Consider the following 13,244-nt stretch of genomic DNA (forward strand, 5'->3'; position numbering starts at 1 on the left):
CGATGTCCCACCCCTACGCGCACCTCTTCGACCCGATCAAGATCGGTCCGAAGGAGGCGAAGAACCGGCTGTGGATGACTGCCCACAGCACCCAGCTGGTCAAGGACCACAACTTCACCGACCGGCACGTGGCCTACTACGCCGAGCGGGCCAAGGGTGGTGTCGGCGTCATCACGATGGAGGCGATGGCGACCCACCCGACCACCCAGCCGTACGCCGGCAAGATCCACGCCTTCGACCCGGCCGTCATCCCGAACTACCAGAAGCTGGCCGCCGCGGTGCACGAGCACGGCGCACTGCTGCTGGCCCAGCCGTGGCACCGCGGTCGCGAGACCAACGGCGTGGTCAACCGCCTGCCGGTCTGGGCGCCGTCGTCCATCCCGGACACCGTCTACCGCGAGATGCCGCACGCGATGGACGAGGAGAACATCGCCGAGATCGTCGAGGGCTACACGCTCGCGGCCCGCTACGCCGCCGAGGGCGGACTCGACGGCGTGGAGGTGCACGGGCTGGCCCACGGCTACCTGCTCGGCCAGTTCCTCTCGCCCGCGACCAACCACCGCACCGACCAGTACGGCGGGTCGGACGAGAACCGCCTGCGCCTGGTGCTGGAGATCATCGAGCGGACCCGTGCGGAGGTCGGCTCGGGACTCATCGTCGGCGTGCGCATCAACGGCGACGACGGCGAGGTCGAGGGCGGCCTCCGCACCGAGCACTGGGCGAGGATCGCGCGGGCGATCGCCGACACGGGGTTGATCGACTACGTCTCGGTGTCCCAGGGGACCTACCAGAACCGCATGCTCATCTACCCCACCACTCCCCGCGAGCAGGGCTACCAGATCGAGGCCACGCGGCAGATCAAGCAGATGGTCCCCGAGCTCCCCGTGGTGGTCGCCGGGCGGATGACGTCGCCGGAGAAGGCGGAGTACGCGATCGCCAGCGGCGCCGGCGACATGGTGGGCATGGCGCGCACCCTGATCGCCGACCCGGAGTGGCCCAACAAGGCCCGCGAGCAGCGCGAGACCGACATCCGTCCGTGCGTCGGCGCCAACCACTGCATGGCCTCCATCGTCAGCGCTCCGCTGGCGTGCATCCACAACCCGGCCGTTGGTCGGGAGGCGGAGCTCGGCACCGGCACGCTGCAGATCACCGAGCGTCCCCGGTCGGTCGCCGTGGTCGGCGGTGGTCCCGGTGGCATGCGCGCGGCCCTCACGCTCTCGCAGCGCGGGCACGAGGTGACGCTGTTCGAGAAGGGCACCGAGCTCGGCGGCCAGGTCAACTGGATCGCTCGCTCGGAGAGCTACAGCGAGTGGGGCAGCATCGCCGGCTGGCTGATCAGCCAGCTCGGCGGCACGAACGTGAAGATCGAGCTCGGGGTCGAGGCGACCGTCGAGTCCCTGGTCGCCGGCGGGTTCGACTCCGTCGTCGTCGCGACGGGCTCCACGCCCCTGCGCACCGGCTGGAGCGTCAACCACCCCGTCCGCTGGGCGAACCCCGACGGGGTCCCGGGCGTCGACCAGTTCAACGTGGTGACCGCCCAGGAGGCGCTGCTCGACCACGCCGAGCTGGGCCCGAACGTCATGGTCTTCGACGACATCGGCGGGCGCCACGCGGTGGTCGTCGCCGAGCACCTGCAGGCCAACCGGCACCAGGTCGAGCTGGTCACGACGCTCAGCTCGGTGGCCCCGGAGCTGTCCGCGACGCGTGACGTCGGCTGGGTCCACAAGCGCCTGCGCACCGCCGGCGTGGTCTTCACCCCGAACCGCGAGATCGCCTCGATCGACGAGGACCGGGTGAGCCTGCGCGACGTCCACACCGACGAGGTCGAGGTGCGCGAGCCCGTCGACTCCGTCGTCCTGGTGACCGGCGGCAAGGCCGAGGACTCCCTGTACTACGGCCTCAAGGAGGCCGGCGTCGAGGTGCGCGCAGTCGGTGACTGCGTCTCGCCCCGCCGCGTGTTCAACGCCATCTGGGAAGCCGAGCTGGCTGCCCGCGAGATCTGAGCTGAGGAGAAGAGCATGTCGAAGGTGACCTACGAGTGGCAGTACGACGAGGCGGGCGAGGAGGCCCTGGCGGAGGTGCGTGCGCGGCGCGGGTTCACCCTGCCGGTGCACGAGGTGATGGCGTCGGTCGACCCCGACATCCTGCGCGCCTACAACGCGCTGGCGGGCAACCTGATCTTCGGGCCCGAGCCGCGGCACCTGGACCTCAAGACCCGGTTCCTCGTGCTGGTCGGCGTCACCACCGCGGTGAAGGGTGACCGTGAGGGCGTCGAGTGGGCCTCGCGCAACGCGATGAAGTACGGCGCCAGCGAGAAGGAGGTCCTCGAGGCCATCCTGCTCGCCGGGCTCCCCGGCGGCATGCCGACGGTCGAGGCGGCCACCATCGCCTTCGCCGACATGCTCCAGGGCAACGGCTGGGTCGAGCAGGGCACGCCCGAGACGGACGAGGGCACCGCCTGATGGCCCATGTCTTCACCGCCACGGTCGCCGGCACCGACGGCAGCCTCACCGAGCGGGAGATCACCGTCCGCAGGATGTACAACCTCGGATCGGCGACCCGCGACGCGGCCGTCGCCGTTCACCACCAGGAGGAGGTCGCAGCCGCGGGCGTCCAGATCGCCTTCGACATCCCCGCGCCGCGGATCTACCCGATCGCGCCCTACGCACTGACCTCGGACACCACCGTCGAGGTGCACACGCCGAGGAGCTCCGGTGAGGTCGAGATCGTCCTCGTCGTCACCGGGGGCGAGGTCCTGGTCGGGGTCGGGTCGGACCACACCGACCGCGACCTCGAGCGGCACAGCATCGTCTACAGCAAGCAGGCCTGCCCGAACGTCCTGGCGCCGACCCTGTGGCGGCTCTCGGAGATCGCCGACCACTGGGACGAGTGTGTCCTGGAGTCCTGGGTCGACGGCGAGCCCTACCAGGCCACGCCGACCGGCACGTTCCTCTCCCCCGAGGACCTGCTCGACGTGCTGCGGACCCGGGCGGAGGTGCCGGAGGACGACTTCGTGCTCTACGCCGGCACCATCGTGGCGCTGGGCGGACAGCTGCAGTTCGGGACGACGTTCTCGTTCCGGATGCACGACCCGGTCCTGGACCGCGAGATCCGCCACGAGTACACCCTGGAGCAGCTGATGCCCGAGATGCGTGAGGGCTACCGGGTGCCGATGACGGTGCAGGGGAGCTGATCGCATGTACGGCGAGCGTGCCCGTCTCGGCCTGATCGTCCCGTCGACCAACTCGGTCGTGGAGCCGGAGATCTCGGCGGCCCTGCCGCCCGGGGTCGCGGCGTTCGCCACCCGGGTGCCGGTCGGCGAGGCAGCGCGGCCGGAGGACAAGGTGGCGTCCATCCTGGCGATGCGCGACCGGCTTCCGGCCGCGGCGGCCGAGGTGGGCTCGCTCGGCGTGGACGTCGTCGCCTACGCCTGCACGTCCGGCAGCTTCCTCCACGGCCGCGACTCCGACGCGGAGACCTGTGCGGAGCTCGCGGGCGTGGCCGGCGTGCCGGCCCTGACGACGTCGACGGCCATGGTGGCGGCGCTGCGCACCCTCGGTGCGCGCCGCGTCGCTGTCGTGACCCCCTACATCGGTCCGGTCGCGGACGGGGCGGCGGCCTACCTCGCGCAGTCGGGCTTCGAGGTCGTCGCCCGGCGCGACCTCGACCTGCTGAGCAACCTGGCCAAGGGTCGACTCGGGCCCGAGGTCAGCGCGGGCCTGGTGCGGGAGGTGGACCTCTCGGACGCCGACGCGGTGATGATCAGCTGCACCAACTGGCGCACCTTCGACCACCTCGCCGAGCTCGAGCACGAGACCGGCCTGCCGGTGGTCTCGAGCAACCTGGCCACGATGTGGGCCGCCCTGCGGCTCGCCGGCATCGAGGAGGGTGGGCCGGACGTCGCGCTGCTGCGCGAGCCCGGCACCGCCCTGCCCGACCACGTCCGGCCGCCGGCCACGACCACGGGGCCGGTGGGGTGAGCAGCGGGGAGGCCGCGCTGGTGCGGCGGGCCCGGGTCCGCACGCCGCGCAGCGACCTGCACCTGCGATGGGTGCGGGGGCCAGACGCCTCGTGCGCGTGGGTCCTGCTGCACCAGTCGCCGCTGTCCTCACGTCGCTTCGAGCCGCTCCTGCCCGTGCTCGGACGCTGGTCGGACGCCTACGCGCCCGACACGCCCGGCTACGGCGACTCGCTCGCCGAGGACGGTGACTGGCGGGTCGGGGACTACGCGGACGCGCTGTGGAACGGGATCGACCAGCTCACCGACCTCCCGGTCCACCTCCTGGGCCGGGCGACCGGCACGGTGCTGGCCGTGGAGATGGCCAGGTCCCGCCCGGAGCGGGTCCGGCACCTCGTGCTGCACGGCCTCCCGGTCTACACCGAGGAGGAGAAGACCGACCGGCTCGCCGGGTTCGCCCCGCCGTACGTGCCGAGCGCGGACGGTGCGCACCTGGCCTGGATCTGGGAACGCGCCTCGGGGGAGTACCCCTGGGCGCCACCCGAGCTGATCACCAGCTTCGTCGCGGACTACCTCGCGGCGGGGCCCGACTTCGCCGGCGCCTACCGGGCGATCTGGCGCTACGACCTGCACGCCGCGCTGGCGGACGTCCAACGGGCCGGCCTGCCGACGACCCTCCTCGCCGGGGGACGCGACCGCATCGGCTTCATGCACGAACGGGCCGTCGCGGCCTTGCCCTGGGCCGCCCAGCGGGTGCTCCCCGAGGCCACCGACTTCGTCGCCGAGCAGGACCCGCGTGGGTTCGCGGCTGTCCTGCGCGAGGTCGTCGGCGCCGAGCGCGCGGCACGTTGACGCCTGACTGCCCACCCCCATACGCTCCGTTCAGCGGTACGCCGTTCGTATCAGCGGAACGCTCTCCCGACGTGAAGGAAGACCCATGCAAGACGGACCCCTGACCGGTATGCGGGTCGTCGACGCCTCGACGATCCTCGCCGGCCCGCTGTGCTGCCAGATCCTCGGCGACTTCGGCGCCGACGTGATCAAGGTCGAGCACCCCGTCGCCGGCGACAGCATGCGCGGCCACGGTGAGTCGAAGGACGGCGTGCCGCTGTGGTGGAAGGAGATCTCGCGCAACAAGCGGACGATCGGCCTGAGCCTCTCCGACAGTGACGGGGCCGCGGCCTTCCTCGAGCTCGCCCGGACCGCCGACGTGGTGGTCGAGAACTTCCGGCCCGGCACGTTCGAGCGCTGGGGCCTCGGCCCCGAGGTGCTGCTCGAGGCCAACCCCGGCCTGGTGCTGCTGCGGATCAGCGGCTTCGGCCAGGAGGGCCCCTACTCCTCGCGAGCCGGCTTCGGCACGCTCGCCGAGGCGATGAGCGGCTTCGCGCACCTGACCGGCGAGGAGGACGGCCCGCCGACCCTGCCGGCGTTCGGCCTCGCCGACAGCATCTGCGGCATCGCGGCGTCCTCGGCGGTCTCGATGGCCCTCCTGGCGCGCCAGTCCAACGGCGGTCGCGGCCAGGTCATCGACGCCAACCTCCTGCTCCCGATCATGACCGCGGTCGGACCGGGCCCCACGGTCTACGACCAGCTCGGCGTGATCGGACAGCGCCACGGCAACCGGTCGACGAACAACGCCCCCCGCAACACCTACCGGACGTCCGACGGCTCGTGGGTCGCGGTCTCGACCAGCGCGCAGCGGATCGCCGAGAAGGTGCTCACCCTGGTCGGGCACCCCGAGGTGCTCGACGAGCCCTGGTTCGCCTCCGGCCACGGTCGGGCCCAGCACGCCGACCTGCTCGACGGGTACGTGGGGAGCTGGATCGGCGCCCGCACCCGTGCCGAGGTGATCGACAGCTTCACCGAGGTCGGCGCCGCCATCGCCGCCGTCTACGACGCCCGCGACCTCGTCGAGGACGTGCACGTCCGGGAGACCGGCATGCTCAAGCACGTCCCGGACGAGGACCTCGGCCAGGTCCTCATGCACGACGTCATGTGGCGCATGTCCGAGACACCCGGGCGGATCCGGTTCCCCGGCCGCTCCCGCGGCGCCGACACCGACCAGGTCCTCGTCGAGGAGCTGGGCATCCCGGCCGAGCGTGTCGACGAGCTGCGCGCCCGCGGCGTCGTGTCCTGACCTCATCGTCCCCATTCCCGTCCCCAGCAACGAAGGAACCACCGTGACCTCCACCAGCGTCGAGCCGCTCGTCGCCGCACTCGCGCCAGGCATCGAGGTCTTCGACCTCGGCCGCCCGCTGACCGTCGGCATGCCCCAGTCGCCGAACCACCCGGCGTACTGGCACGCCCTGCCCCGCCGACACGGCGACATGGTCCGCAGCGACGGTGGCTCGGCCGCCAACGACATCATCAGCATGGGCACCCACGTCGGCACCCACGTCGACGCCCTGGCTCACGTCTCGCACGACGGCAAGCTGTTCGGCGGCCTCGGCGTCGACGAGGCGCTCACCGGCGGCCGCTACGAGCAGCTCGGCGCGCACACCATCGCGCCGATGGTCTGCCGCGGCGTGCTGCTCGACGTGCCCGCCGCCCTCGGCACGCCCGAGGGCTGCGAGCCGGGGTACGAGATCACCGCCGCCGACCTCGACGCGACCGTGGCCCGCCAGGGCGTGGAGCCCGGCCCGGGCGACGTCGTCCTGATCCGGAGTGGCTGGGGCCGGCACTTCGAGGCCGGTGCCGCCTACGTCGGCAAGGACTCCGGCGTCCCCGGGGTCGGCGAGGAGGGCGCGCGCTGGCTGGCACGGCGCGAGGTCCGCGCCGCCGGCGCCGACACCATCGCCTTCGAGTGCCTCAAGCCCGGTGCCGGCCACGCGGTGCTCCCCGCCCACCGGGTCCTGCTGGTGGAGACCGGCACCTACATCATCGAGGCGATGGCGCTCGAGGGCCTGGCTGCCGCCGGGGTGCACGAGTTCCTCTTCGTGCTCTCGCCGCTCCCGCTCTTCGGGGCGACCGGCTCGCCCGCCCGTCCACTGGCGGTGGTGAGCCGTGGCTGAGCAGACCCTCGCCCAGCAGCTGGCCGGCTTCGCGGCCGGGGTCGCCCGTGCGGGGACCCCGGAGGACGTCGCCGCGAGCGTGAACCAGCGCGTCGTCGACGTCCTCGGTCTCGCCGTCGCCGCGCAGGCGCTGCCGACCAGCCAGGCCGCCATGTCCTACGCCGAGGACCTCGGCGGGCGCGGCCAGGCGCACGCGGTAGGGGTGGCCACCAAGCTGCCGGCTCCCGCCGCGGCGTTCGTCAACGGGGTGCTCGCGCACTCCCTCGACTACGACGACACCCACCTCCCCTCGGTCCTCCACCCCAGCGCGAACATCGTCCCGGCGGCGCTGGCCGCCGCCGAGGAGGTCGACGCCACCGGCGAGGCACTCGTGCGCGCCGTGGCGGTCGGGCTCGAGGTCGCGGTGCGGCTCGGCATGGCCGGCTACGACGAGAGCATCCGCAACTCCGTCTACTTCGAGCACGGCCAGCACGCCACGTCGATCTGCGGCGCGATGGGCGCGGCGGTCGCGGCGGGCATGTTGCTCGGCCTCGACGAGACCGGACTGGTGGACACCCTCGGTCTGGCCGCATCGATGGCCTCGGGGATCCTCGAGGCCAACCGGACCGGCGGCACCGTCAAGCGGCTGCACTGCGGGTGGGGCGCGCAGTCCGGCGTCTCCGCCGCGCACCTGGTCCAGCGCGGCTTCACCGGGCCCCCGACGGTCCTCGAGGGCCGCTTCGGCTTCTTCGAGTCGTGGCTGCACGGCTCGAAGATCGACCTCGACGCCGTCGTGCGCGGTCTCGGGTCGGAGTGGGCGGTCCCGGGGATCTTCTTCAAGCCCTACCCCGCCAACCACTTCACCCACGCCGCGGTCGACGCGGGCATGGAGCTGCGCGCCCAGGGCGTGCGCCCCGAGCAGGTCCAGCGCCTCGTGCTGGGCGTCGCGGCCGCGCCGCTGCGCACGATCGGCCAGCCCATCGAGACCAAGCGGGAGCCGGCGACGGGCTACCAGGCCCAGTTCAGCGGTCCCTACGCCCTGGTCGCCGGCCTCCTGGGCGGCTCGGGACTCGGGGTCGGGCTCGCCGACTACACCGACGAGCTCGCCCAGGACCCCGAGCGTCGTGCGCTGATGGCCCGGGTCGACGTCGTCGCCGACCCCCGGTGCGACGAGATCTTCCCCTACCAGTTCCCGGCCGTCGTCCGGGCCGAGCTCATCGACGGCACCGAGCGGGTGGTGGAGGTGCTCACCAACCGCGGCGGGCCGCAGCGCCCGCTCTCCGACGACGAGCTGACCGTCAAGTTCCGGGAGAACGTCTCGGGACACCTCGCGGCCCCGGACCTCGATGCGGTCGAGACCGCGTTGCGAGGTCTGCGTGGGCTGGACTCGCTCGCACCGCTCATGTCCCACCTCGCCCGAGCCTCGTCGTCGCGGCTCCAGCACACCCACTGACCCCGCCGGGACCGGCCGCCCCGGCCCCGACCCGGTCGCTACCTAGGAGACAAGCCATGGATCTGCTGCTTAAGAACGTCCGCGTCGTCACGCCGGACCACGACGAGCCCCAGCCGCTCGACATCGCCGTGACCGACGGCCGGATCACCGAGCTGCGCGAGGGCATCGAGCCGGACGCGGGCACCCGCGTCGTCGACGGCGGCGGGAAGATCGCCTTCCCCGGCGTCGTGGACGCCCACCAGCACTGGGGGATCTACAACCCGCTGTCGGAGGATGCCCAGACCGAGAGCCGCGCCTGCGCCCAGGGCGGTGTCACCACCGGCATCACCTACATGCGCACCGGCCAGTACTACCTCAACAAGGGCGGGGAGTACGCCGAGTTCTTCCCCGAGGTCCTGGCGGCGACCGAGGGCCGCTCGCACGTCGACTACGGCTTCCACCTCGCCCCGATGATGAAGAAGCACATCGAGGAGATCCCCTCGCTCGTCGGCGACCACGGGGTCACCTCGTTCAAGGTCTTCATGTTCTACGGCAGCCACGGCCTGCACGGCCGCTCGACCGACCAGAACTCCTTCCTGATGATTCCCGAGGGCGAGCGCTACGACTACGCGCACTTCGAGTTCGTGATGCGCGGGATCCAGCGGGCACGCGAGGAGTTCCCCGATCTCGCCGACGAGATCTCGCTCTCGCTGCACTGCGAGACCGCCGAGATCATGCGTGCCTACACCGAGCTGGTCGAGGGCGCAGGTGAGCTCACCGGGCTCGAGGCCTACCACGAGTCGCGGCCGCCGCACTCCGAGGGACTGGCGATCAGCATCGCCTCGTACCTCGCGCACGAGACCGGCCTGCCGACGATCAACCTGCTGCACCTGACCTCTCGCAAGGCGGTCGACGCGGCACTGCGCATGTCGACGGCCTTCCCGCACATCGACTTCCGCCGTGAGGTCACGATCGGGCACCTGCTCGCCGACATCACCACCGCCGACGTCGGCGCCAAGGTCAACCCCCCGATCCGGCCCCGCGAGGACGTCGAGGCGCTGTGGGAGTACGTCCTGGACGGCAGCATCGACTGGGTGGTCTCCGACCACGCCTGCTGCAAGGACGAGAAGAAGTTCGGCGAGGACCGCGACGACGTGTTCGTGGCCAAGTCCGGCTTCGGTGGCACCGAGTACCTGCTGCCCGGTCTCGTCACCGAGGGCAGCAAGCGCGGCCTGTCCTACGGCCGGATGGCCGCCCTGGTCTCCGGAAACCCCGCGAAGCGCTTCGGCCTGCGCACCAAGGGCGCCATCGCGGTCGGCTACGACGCCGACGTCGCCCTCATCGACCCGGACGTGTCCTGGACCGTCCGCGCCGCCGACTCGGAGTCGACCCAGGAGTACACCCCGTTCGAGGGCTTCGACATGACGGCCCGCGTGACCGACACCTTCCTTCGCGGCCAGCACGTCCTGGAGGCCGGCAAGGTCGTCGGCGAGCCGACCGGTCAGTACCTGCGCCGTCCGCTCGGTCGGGGCTGATCCTCCCGTGAGCGCCGCCCGCACCTACCTCTACGCCCCCGGCGACCGGCCCGACCGGTTCGCCAAGGCGGCGGCGAGCGGCGTGGACGCCGTCGTCCTGGACCTGGAGGACGGCGTCGCGCCGGCCGGCAAGGACGCCGCCCGGCTCGAGGTCGGCCGCCACGAACGCCCCGCGGGACCGCAGTGGTGGGTCCGGCTGGACGTGCGGACGCTCGAGGAGGACGTGGCGGCGGCCGTCCGGCCGGGGACGCACGGCGTCTTCGTGCCCGGCGCCGAGCCCGCCCTGCTCGGCGAGGTGGATCGGCTGCTCACCGCCGCCGAGGCACGTGCGGGCTTGCCCCGGGGCAGCCTCGAGGTCGTCGGCCTCCTGGAGACCGCCCGTGGTCTCCAGGAGGTGGCCGCCGTCGCCGCCGCGCCCCGGGTGACGCGGTTGGGGCTCGGTGAGGCCGACCTCGCCGCCAACCTCGGGATCACCCCCGGTGCCGAGCGCGAGGAGCTCTGGCCCGCGCGGTTCAGCGTCGTCCTCGCCTCGGCCGCCGCGGGGCTCTCGGCGCCGATCGGTCCCGTGGAGACCCGGCTCGGGGACGAGGACCTGCTGCGTCGCTCGACGACCCGACTGGTCCACCAGGGGTTCGCCGGGCGGACGCTGATCCACCCCGCCCAGGTGCAGGTCGTCCACGCCGTCCTCGCGCCGACGGCCGCGGAGGTCGCGACCGCCCGGGAGGTGGTCGAGGTCTTCGACCGCGCCGACGCGGAGGGTCGCGGCGCAGCCGTCACCCAGGACGGGCGGCTCGTCGACCTCGCCGTCGTGCGCTCGGCCCGCAGCGTGCTCGCCCGCGCCGGAGCGACCCCGACCCGGTGACCGGGTGCGGGGGCTCCGGGGGGCTCCTGCGGCAGACCCTCAGTGGTGGAAGGCGGGGTGGGGAGCCTCGACCGGCATCGGCCCCTCGAGGTTGTCGAGGTAGACCGTCTCCTTCTCGATGTCGGCGAGGAGATCGGCGGCCAGGTCCATACTCAGGCCGTTGCGCACCACGATCCGCTGGACCGTGAGGTCGGTCATGTCGTCGGGCATCGGGTAGGCCGGCACCAGCCAGCCCTTCATCCGCAACCGGTCCTGAAGGTGGTAGAGGTTCCAGTTGTCGGTGTGGCCCTTCTTGAGACGCCAGGCGAAGACGGGGATGTCGCTGGCGTCGTTCCACAGCTCGAACGCGTCGATCTTGGCGATGCCCTCGGCGAGGAACTTCGCCACCTTCTGCGACTCCTGCTGCACCGACCGGTATCCCTCGTAACCCAGTCGCAGGAACATGTAGTACTGCAGCAGCACCTGGGCGCCCGGCCGGGAGAAGTTCAGCGCGAAGGTGGGCATCTCGCCGCCGAGGTAGCTGACCTCGAAGACGAGGTCCTCGGGCAGCCACTGGCGATCGCGCCAGACGATCCAGCCGAGGCCCGGGAACACCAGGCCGTACTTGTGGCCCGACGTGCTGATCGAGTGCACGCGCTCGAGGCGGAAGTCCCAGAGGAGGTCGGGCTGGAGGAACGGCGCGATCATCGCCCCGGAGGCTCCGTCGACGTGGATGGGGACATCGAGACCCGTCTTGGCCTGGATCTCGTCCAGCGCCCGGGCGATGTCGGCCACCGGCTCGTACATGCCGGTGTAGGTCACGCCCATGATGGCGACGACGCCGATGGTGTTCTCGTCGACGTACGTGTCCAGGTCGTGGCCGTCGAGCGTCTTGTGCTCCTCGCTGATGGGCACCAGGCGGGCCTCGACGTCGAAGTAGTTGCAGAACTTCTCCCAGCAGACCTGCACCGCCGAGGACATCACGAGGTTGGGCTTGGTGGTGTCCTTGCCCGCCTCGCGGCGCGCGTGCTGCCAGCGACGCTTGAACGCGAGCCCGCCCAGCATGCACGCCTCCGAGGAGCCGATGGTCGAGGTGCCGATGCTCGTCTCGGGGTCCGGCGCGTTCCACAGACCGGCGAGCATGTGCCAGCAGTTGTCCTCGATCGCGGCGGTCTGCGGGTACTCGTCCTTGTCGATCATGTTCTTGTCGAACGCGTTCTCGTACACCTGACGGGCGTCGTCGTCCATCCACGTCCCGACGAAGGTCGCCAGGTTCAGCCGCGAGTTGCCGTCGAGGATGGTCTCGTCGTCGACGATCTGCTTCGCCGTCTCCGGCAACGACTCCTGCTGGGGGATGGTGCGGCGCGGGGCGACGGTCGCCTCGCCGGGCCGAGAGAAGAGCGGCTCCGACGGGCCGTCTGTCTGCGGTGAGGTCATGACTCATCTCCGATCTGCGCGGTTGTGTGGGTCCTCAATCGAGGCTATGCGCACACGCGCGGCTGCCCAGAGGCGTCCGACCGGTGCCGTTCGACCCGGTGGGCCGGTCGCGGGGAGACTCCGCCGCGGCCGGGACGACCGGTCCGGAACGGCTGGAGCCGGACGCCTCGCGCACGCCTGGAGCGGAGCGCTCAGGCGCGGCTGATCGTCATCGCCAGCCCGAGCAGGTGCCCGAAGCGCGCGAGCTCGGAGTCGAGGAACTCCGGGCCGCCGCGGCGGCCCATCAGGACGAGGTCGTCGCCGAACGGCGCGGCGCACTCGACGTAGACCTCGTCGCCCGGCAGGCGGGTAGGGGTGGCGACCTGCTCGACGTCGTAGGCCGACGGCGCGGCGTCGGTGGCGTGGACGACCTGCGCCCCGACGCCGTCGACGCCAGGCGTGACGCGGGCCGCCCAGTCGACGCGGAACGCGACGGGCAGCATCTCCACCAGCCGGTCGGGCGCGGTGGAGGGGTCCTCGGTGAGGGCTTCGACGACCTCGAGGTCGAGGAAGAGGTTGCCACCGGCGGCGTAGCGGTTGATCCACAGCACGCTGACGCCGTCGAGGATGCTGCAGGCGGAGACCACCGAGTCGGGCATGGTGCCGTGCGCCATCTCGAGGAGCACGTCGTCGACGGCGAAGCCGTCACGCTTCTCGACGATCTCGATCGCGTCGATGTCGCCGCCGGCCTCACCGATGGCGGTCGCGACACGACCCAGCGACCCGGGGACGTCCGGGAGCTCGACGCGCATCAGGTAGGGCATGCGTCGAGGCTAGCGGTCACGCGTGTCGCACACATTTCAGACGCGCGACGGCGGGTCGTAGGGGCGGGGAAGCCCCTCCGCCGCCTCGTGTCGGCGCACCGGCGCACGGGCGGTGCGGAAGGGGTTTCCGGGGATGAGAAGTCCCCCTCAGCCACCGCCCGTCGGCGTACCGGCGTACGGGCGGTGAGCCAGCAACCGTTTCGGTGCTGAGGAACGTTGCTGAGCCACCGCCCGTTGGCGCACCGGCG

Annotated in this window: 12 protein-coding genes; 10 read left to right on the forward strand and 2 right to left on the reverse strand. The window is 71.9% G+C overall.

Features of this window, described 5'->3' with window-relative positions; genetic code table 11:
- Positions 1–2 precede the first annotated feature (2 nt).
- The 10 genes from AC4H2S_RS04565 to AC4H2S_RS04610 all read left to right on the forward strand — a co-directional run bounded on the left by AC4H2S_RS04565 (position 3) and on the right by AC4H2S_RS04610 (position 10,777).
- The gene (locus AC4H2S_RS04565) at positions 3–2,003 is read left to right on the forward strand and encodes an oxidoreductase (protein WP_491495766.1); all 2,001 of its coding nucleotides are present in this window, start codon (positions 3–5) and stop codon (positions 2,001–2,003) included.
- Between the two features lie 15 nt (positions 2,004–2,018).
- Positions 2,019–2,462 (forward strand): carboxymuconolactone decarboxylase family protein, encoded by a 444-nt coding sequence (locus AC4H2S_RS04570; protein ID WP_491495767.1) that lies wholly within the window; start codon positions 2,019–2,021, stop codon positions 2,460–2,462.
- Positions 2,462–3,193, forward strand: a complete 732-nt coding sequence (locus AC4H2S_RS04575) for a DUF2848 family protein (RefSeq protein ID WP_491495768.1) — start codon at positions 2,462–2,464, stop codon at positions 3,191–3,193. The genes AC4H2S_RS04570 and AC4H2S_RS04575 overlap by 1 nt, the downstream gene beginning before the upstream one ends.
- A gap of 4 nt (positions 3,194–3,197) precedes the next feature.
- Positions 3,198–3,980: a maleate cis-trans isomerase family protein gene (locus tag AC4H2S_RS04580; protein ID WP_491495769.1), complete on the forward strand. Its 783-nt coding sequence runs from the start codon at positions 3,198–3,200 to the stop codon at positions 3,978–3,980.
- A complete protein-coding gene (locus tag AC4H2S_RS04585; protein WP_491495770.1) occupies positions 3,977–4,810 on the forward strand; it encodes an alpha/beta fold hydrolase in 834 nt (277 codons plus the stop codon). The genes AC4H2S_RS04580 and AC4H2S_RS04585 overlap by 4 nt, the downstream gene beginning before the upstream one ends.
- Before the next feature lie 85 nt (positions 4,811–4,895).
- A complete protein-coding gene (locus tag AC4H2S_RS04590) occupies positions 4,896–6,095 on the forward strand; it encodes a CaiB/BaiF CoA transferase family protein (RefSeq protein WP_491495771.1) in 1,200 nt (399 codons plus the stop codon).
- 43 nt (positions 6,096–6,138) lie between these two features.
- Positions 6,139–6,969 carry a cyclase family protein gene (locus AC4H2S_RS04595; RefSeq protein ID WP_491495772.1) on the forward strand — a complete coding sequence of 277 codons (831 nt, stop codon included), beginning with the start codon at positions 6,139–6,141 and terminating at the stop codon, positions 6,967–6,969.
- The gene (locus tag AC4H2S_RS04600) at positions 6,962–8,401 is read left to right on the forward strand and encodes an MmgE/PrpD family protein (protein ID WP_491495773.1); all 1,440 of its coding nucleotides are present in this window, start codon (positions 6,962–6,964) and stop codon (positions 8,399–8,401) included. Before AC4H2S_RS04595 ends, AC4H2S_RS04600 begins: the two co-directional genes overlap by 8 nt.
- A 56-nt stretch (positions 8,402–8,457) precedes the next feature.
- Entirely contained in the window at positions 8,458–9,915 is a 1,458-nt protein-coding gene (locus AC4H2S_RS04605; RefSeq protein WP_491495774.1) for a dihydroorotase, read from the forward strand.
- Between the two features lie 7 nt (positions 9,916–9,922).
- Positions 9,923–10,777: an HpcH/HpaI aldolase/citrate lyase family protein gene (locus AC4H2S_RS04610; RefSeq protein ID WP_491495775.1), complete on the forward strand. Its 855-nt coding sequence runs from the start codon at positions 9,923–9,925 to the stop codon at positions 10,775–10,777.
- A 39-nt stretch (positions 10,778–10,816) separates the two neighbouring features.
- On the opposite strand, the gene gad is transcribed toward AC4H2S_RS04610, so the two are convergent.
- The gene (gene gad / locus AC4H2S_RS04615; RefSeq protein ID WP_186339871.1) at positions 10,817–12,193 is read right to left on the reverse strand and encodes a glutamate decarboxylase; all 1,377 of its coding nucleotides are present in this window, start codon (positions 12,191–12,193) and stop codon (positions 10,817–10,819) included.
- A 191-nt stretch (positions 12,194–12,384) separates the two neighbouring features.
- Positions 12,385–12,996: an ACT domain-containing protein gene (locus tag AC4H2S_RS04620; RefSeq protein WP_491495776.1), complete on the reverse strand. Its 612-nt coding sequence runs from the start codon at positions 12,994–12,996 to the stop codon at positions 12,385–12,387.
- Positions 12,997–13,244: the final 248 nt, after the last annotated feature.

The organism is Nocardioides sp. Z13_37, assembly GCF_058355585.1.

Excerpts from the sequence above, each read along its gene's own strand:
- AC4H2S_RS04565 (WP_491495766.1), top strand. The coding sequence starts at position 3 with ATGTCCCACCCCTACGCGCACCTCTTCGACCCGATCAAGATCGGTCCG.
- AC4H2S_RS04570 (WP_491495767.1), top strand. The coding sequence starts at position 2,019 with ATGTCGAAGGTGACCTACGAGTGGCAGTACGACGAGGCGGGCGAGGAG.
- AC4H2S_RS04575 (WP_491495768.1), top strand. The coding sequence starts at position 2,462 with ATGGCCCATGTCTTCACCGCCACGGTCGCCGGCACCGACGGCAGCCTC.
- AC4H2S_RS04580 (WP_491495769.1), top strand. The coding sequence starts at position 3,198 with ATGTACGGCGAGCGTGCCCGTCTCGGCCTGATCGTCCCGTCGACCAAC.
- AC4H2S_RS04590 (WP_491495771.1), top strand. The coding sequence starts at position 4,896 with ATGCAAGACGGACCCCTGACCGGTATGCGGGTCGTCGACGCCTCGACG.
- AC4H2S_RS04605 (WP_491495774.1), top strand. The coding sequence starts at position 8,458 with ATGGATCTGCTGCTTAAGAACGTCCGCGTCGTCACGCCGGACCACGAC.
- gad (WP_186339871.1), bottom strand. The coding sequence starts at position 12,193 with ATGACCTCACCGCAGACAGACGGCCCGTCGGAGCCGCTCTTCTCTCGG.
- AC4H2S_RS04620 (WP_491495776.1), bottom strand. The coding sequence starts at position 12,996 with ATGCCCTACCTGATGCGCGTCGAGCTCCCGGACGTCCCCGGGTCGCTG.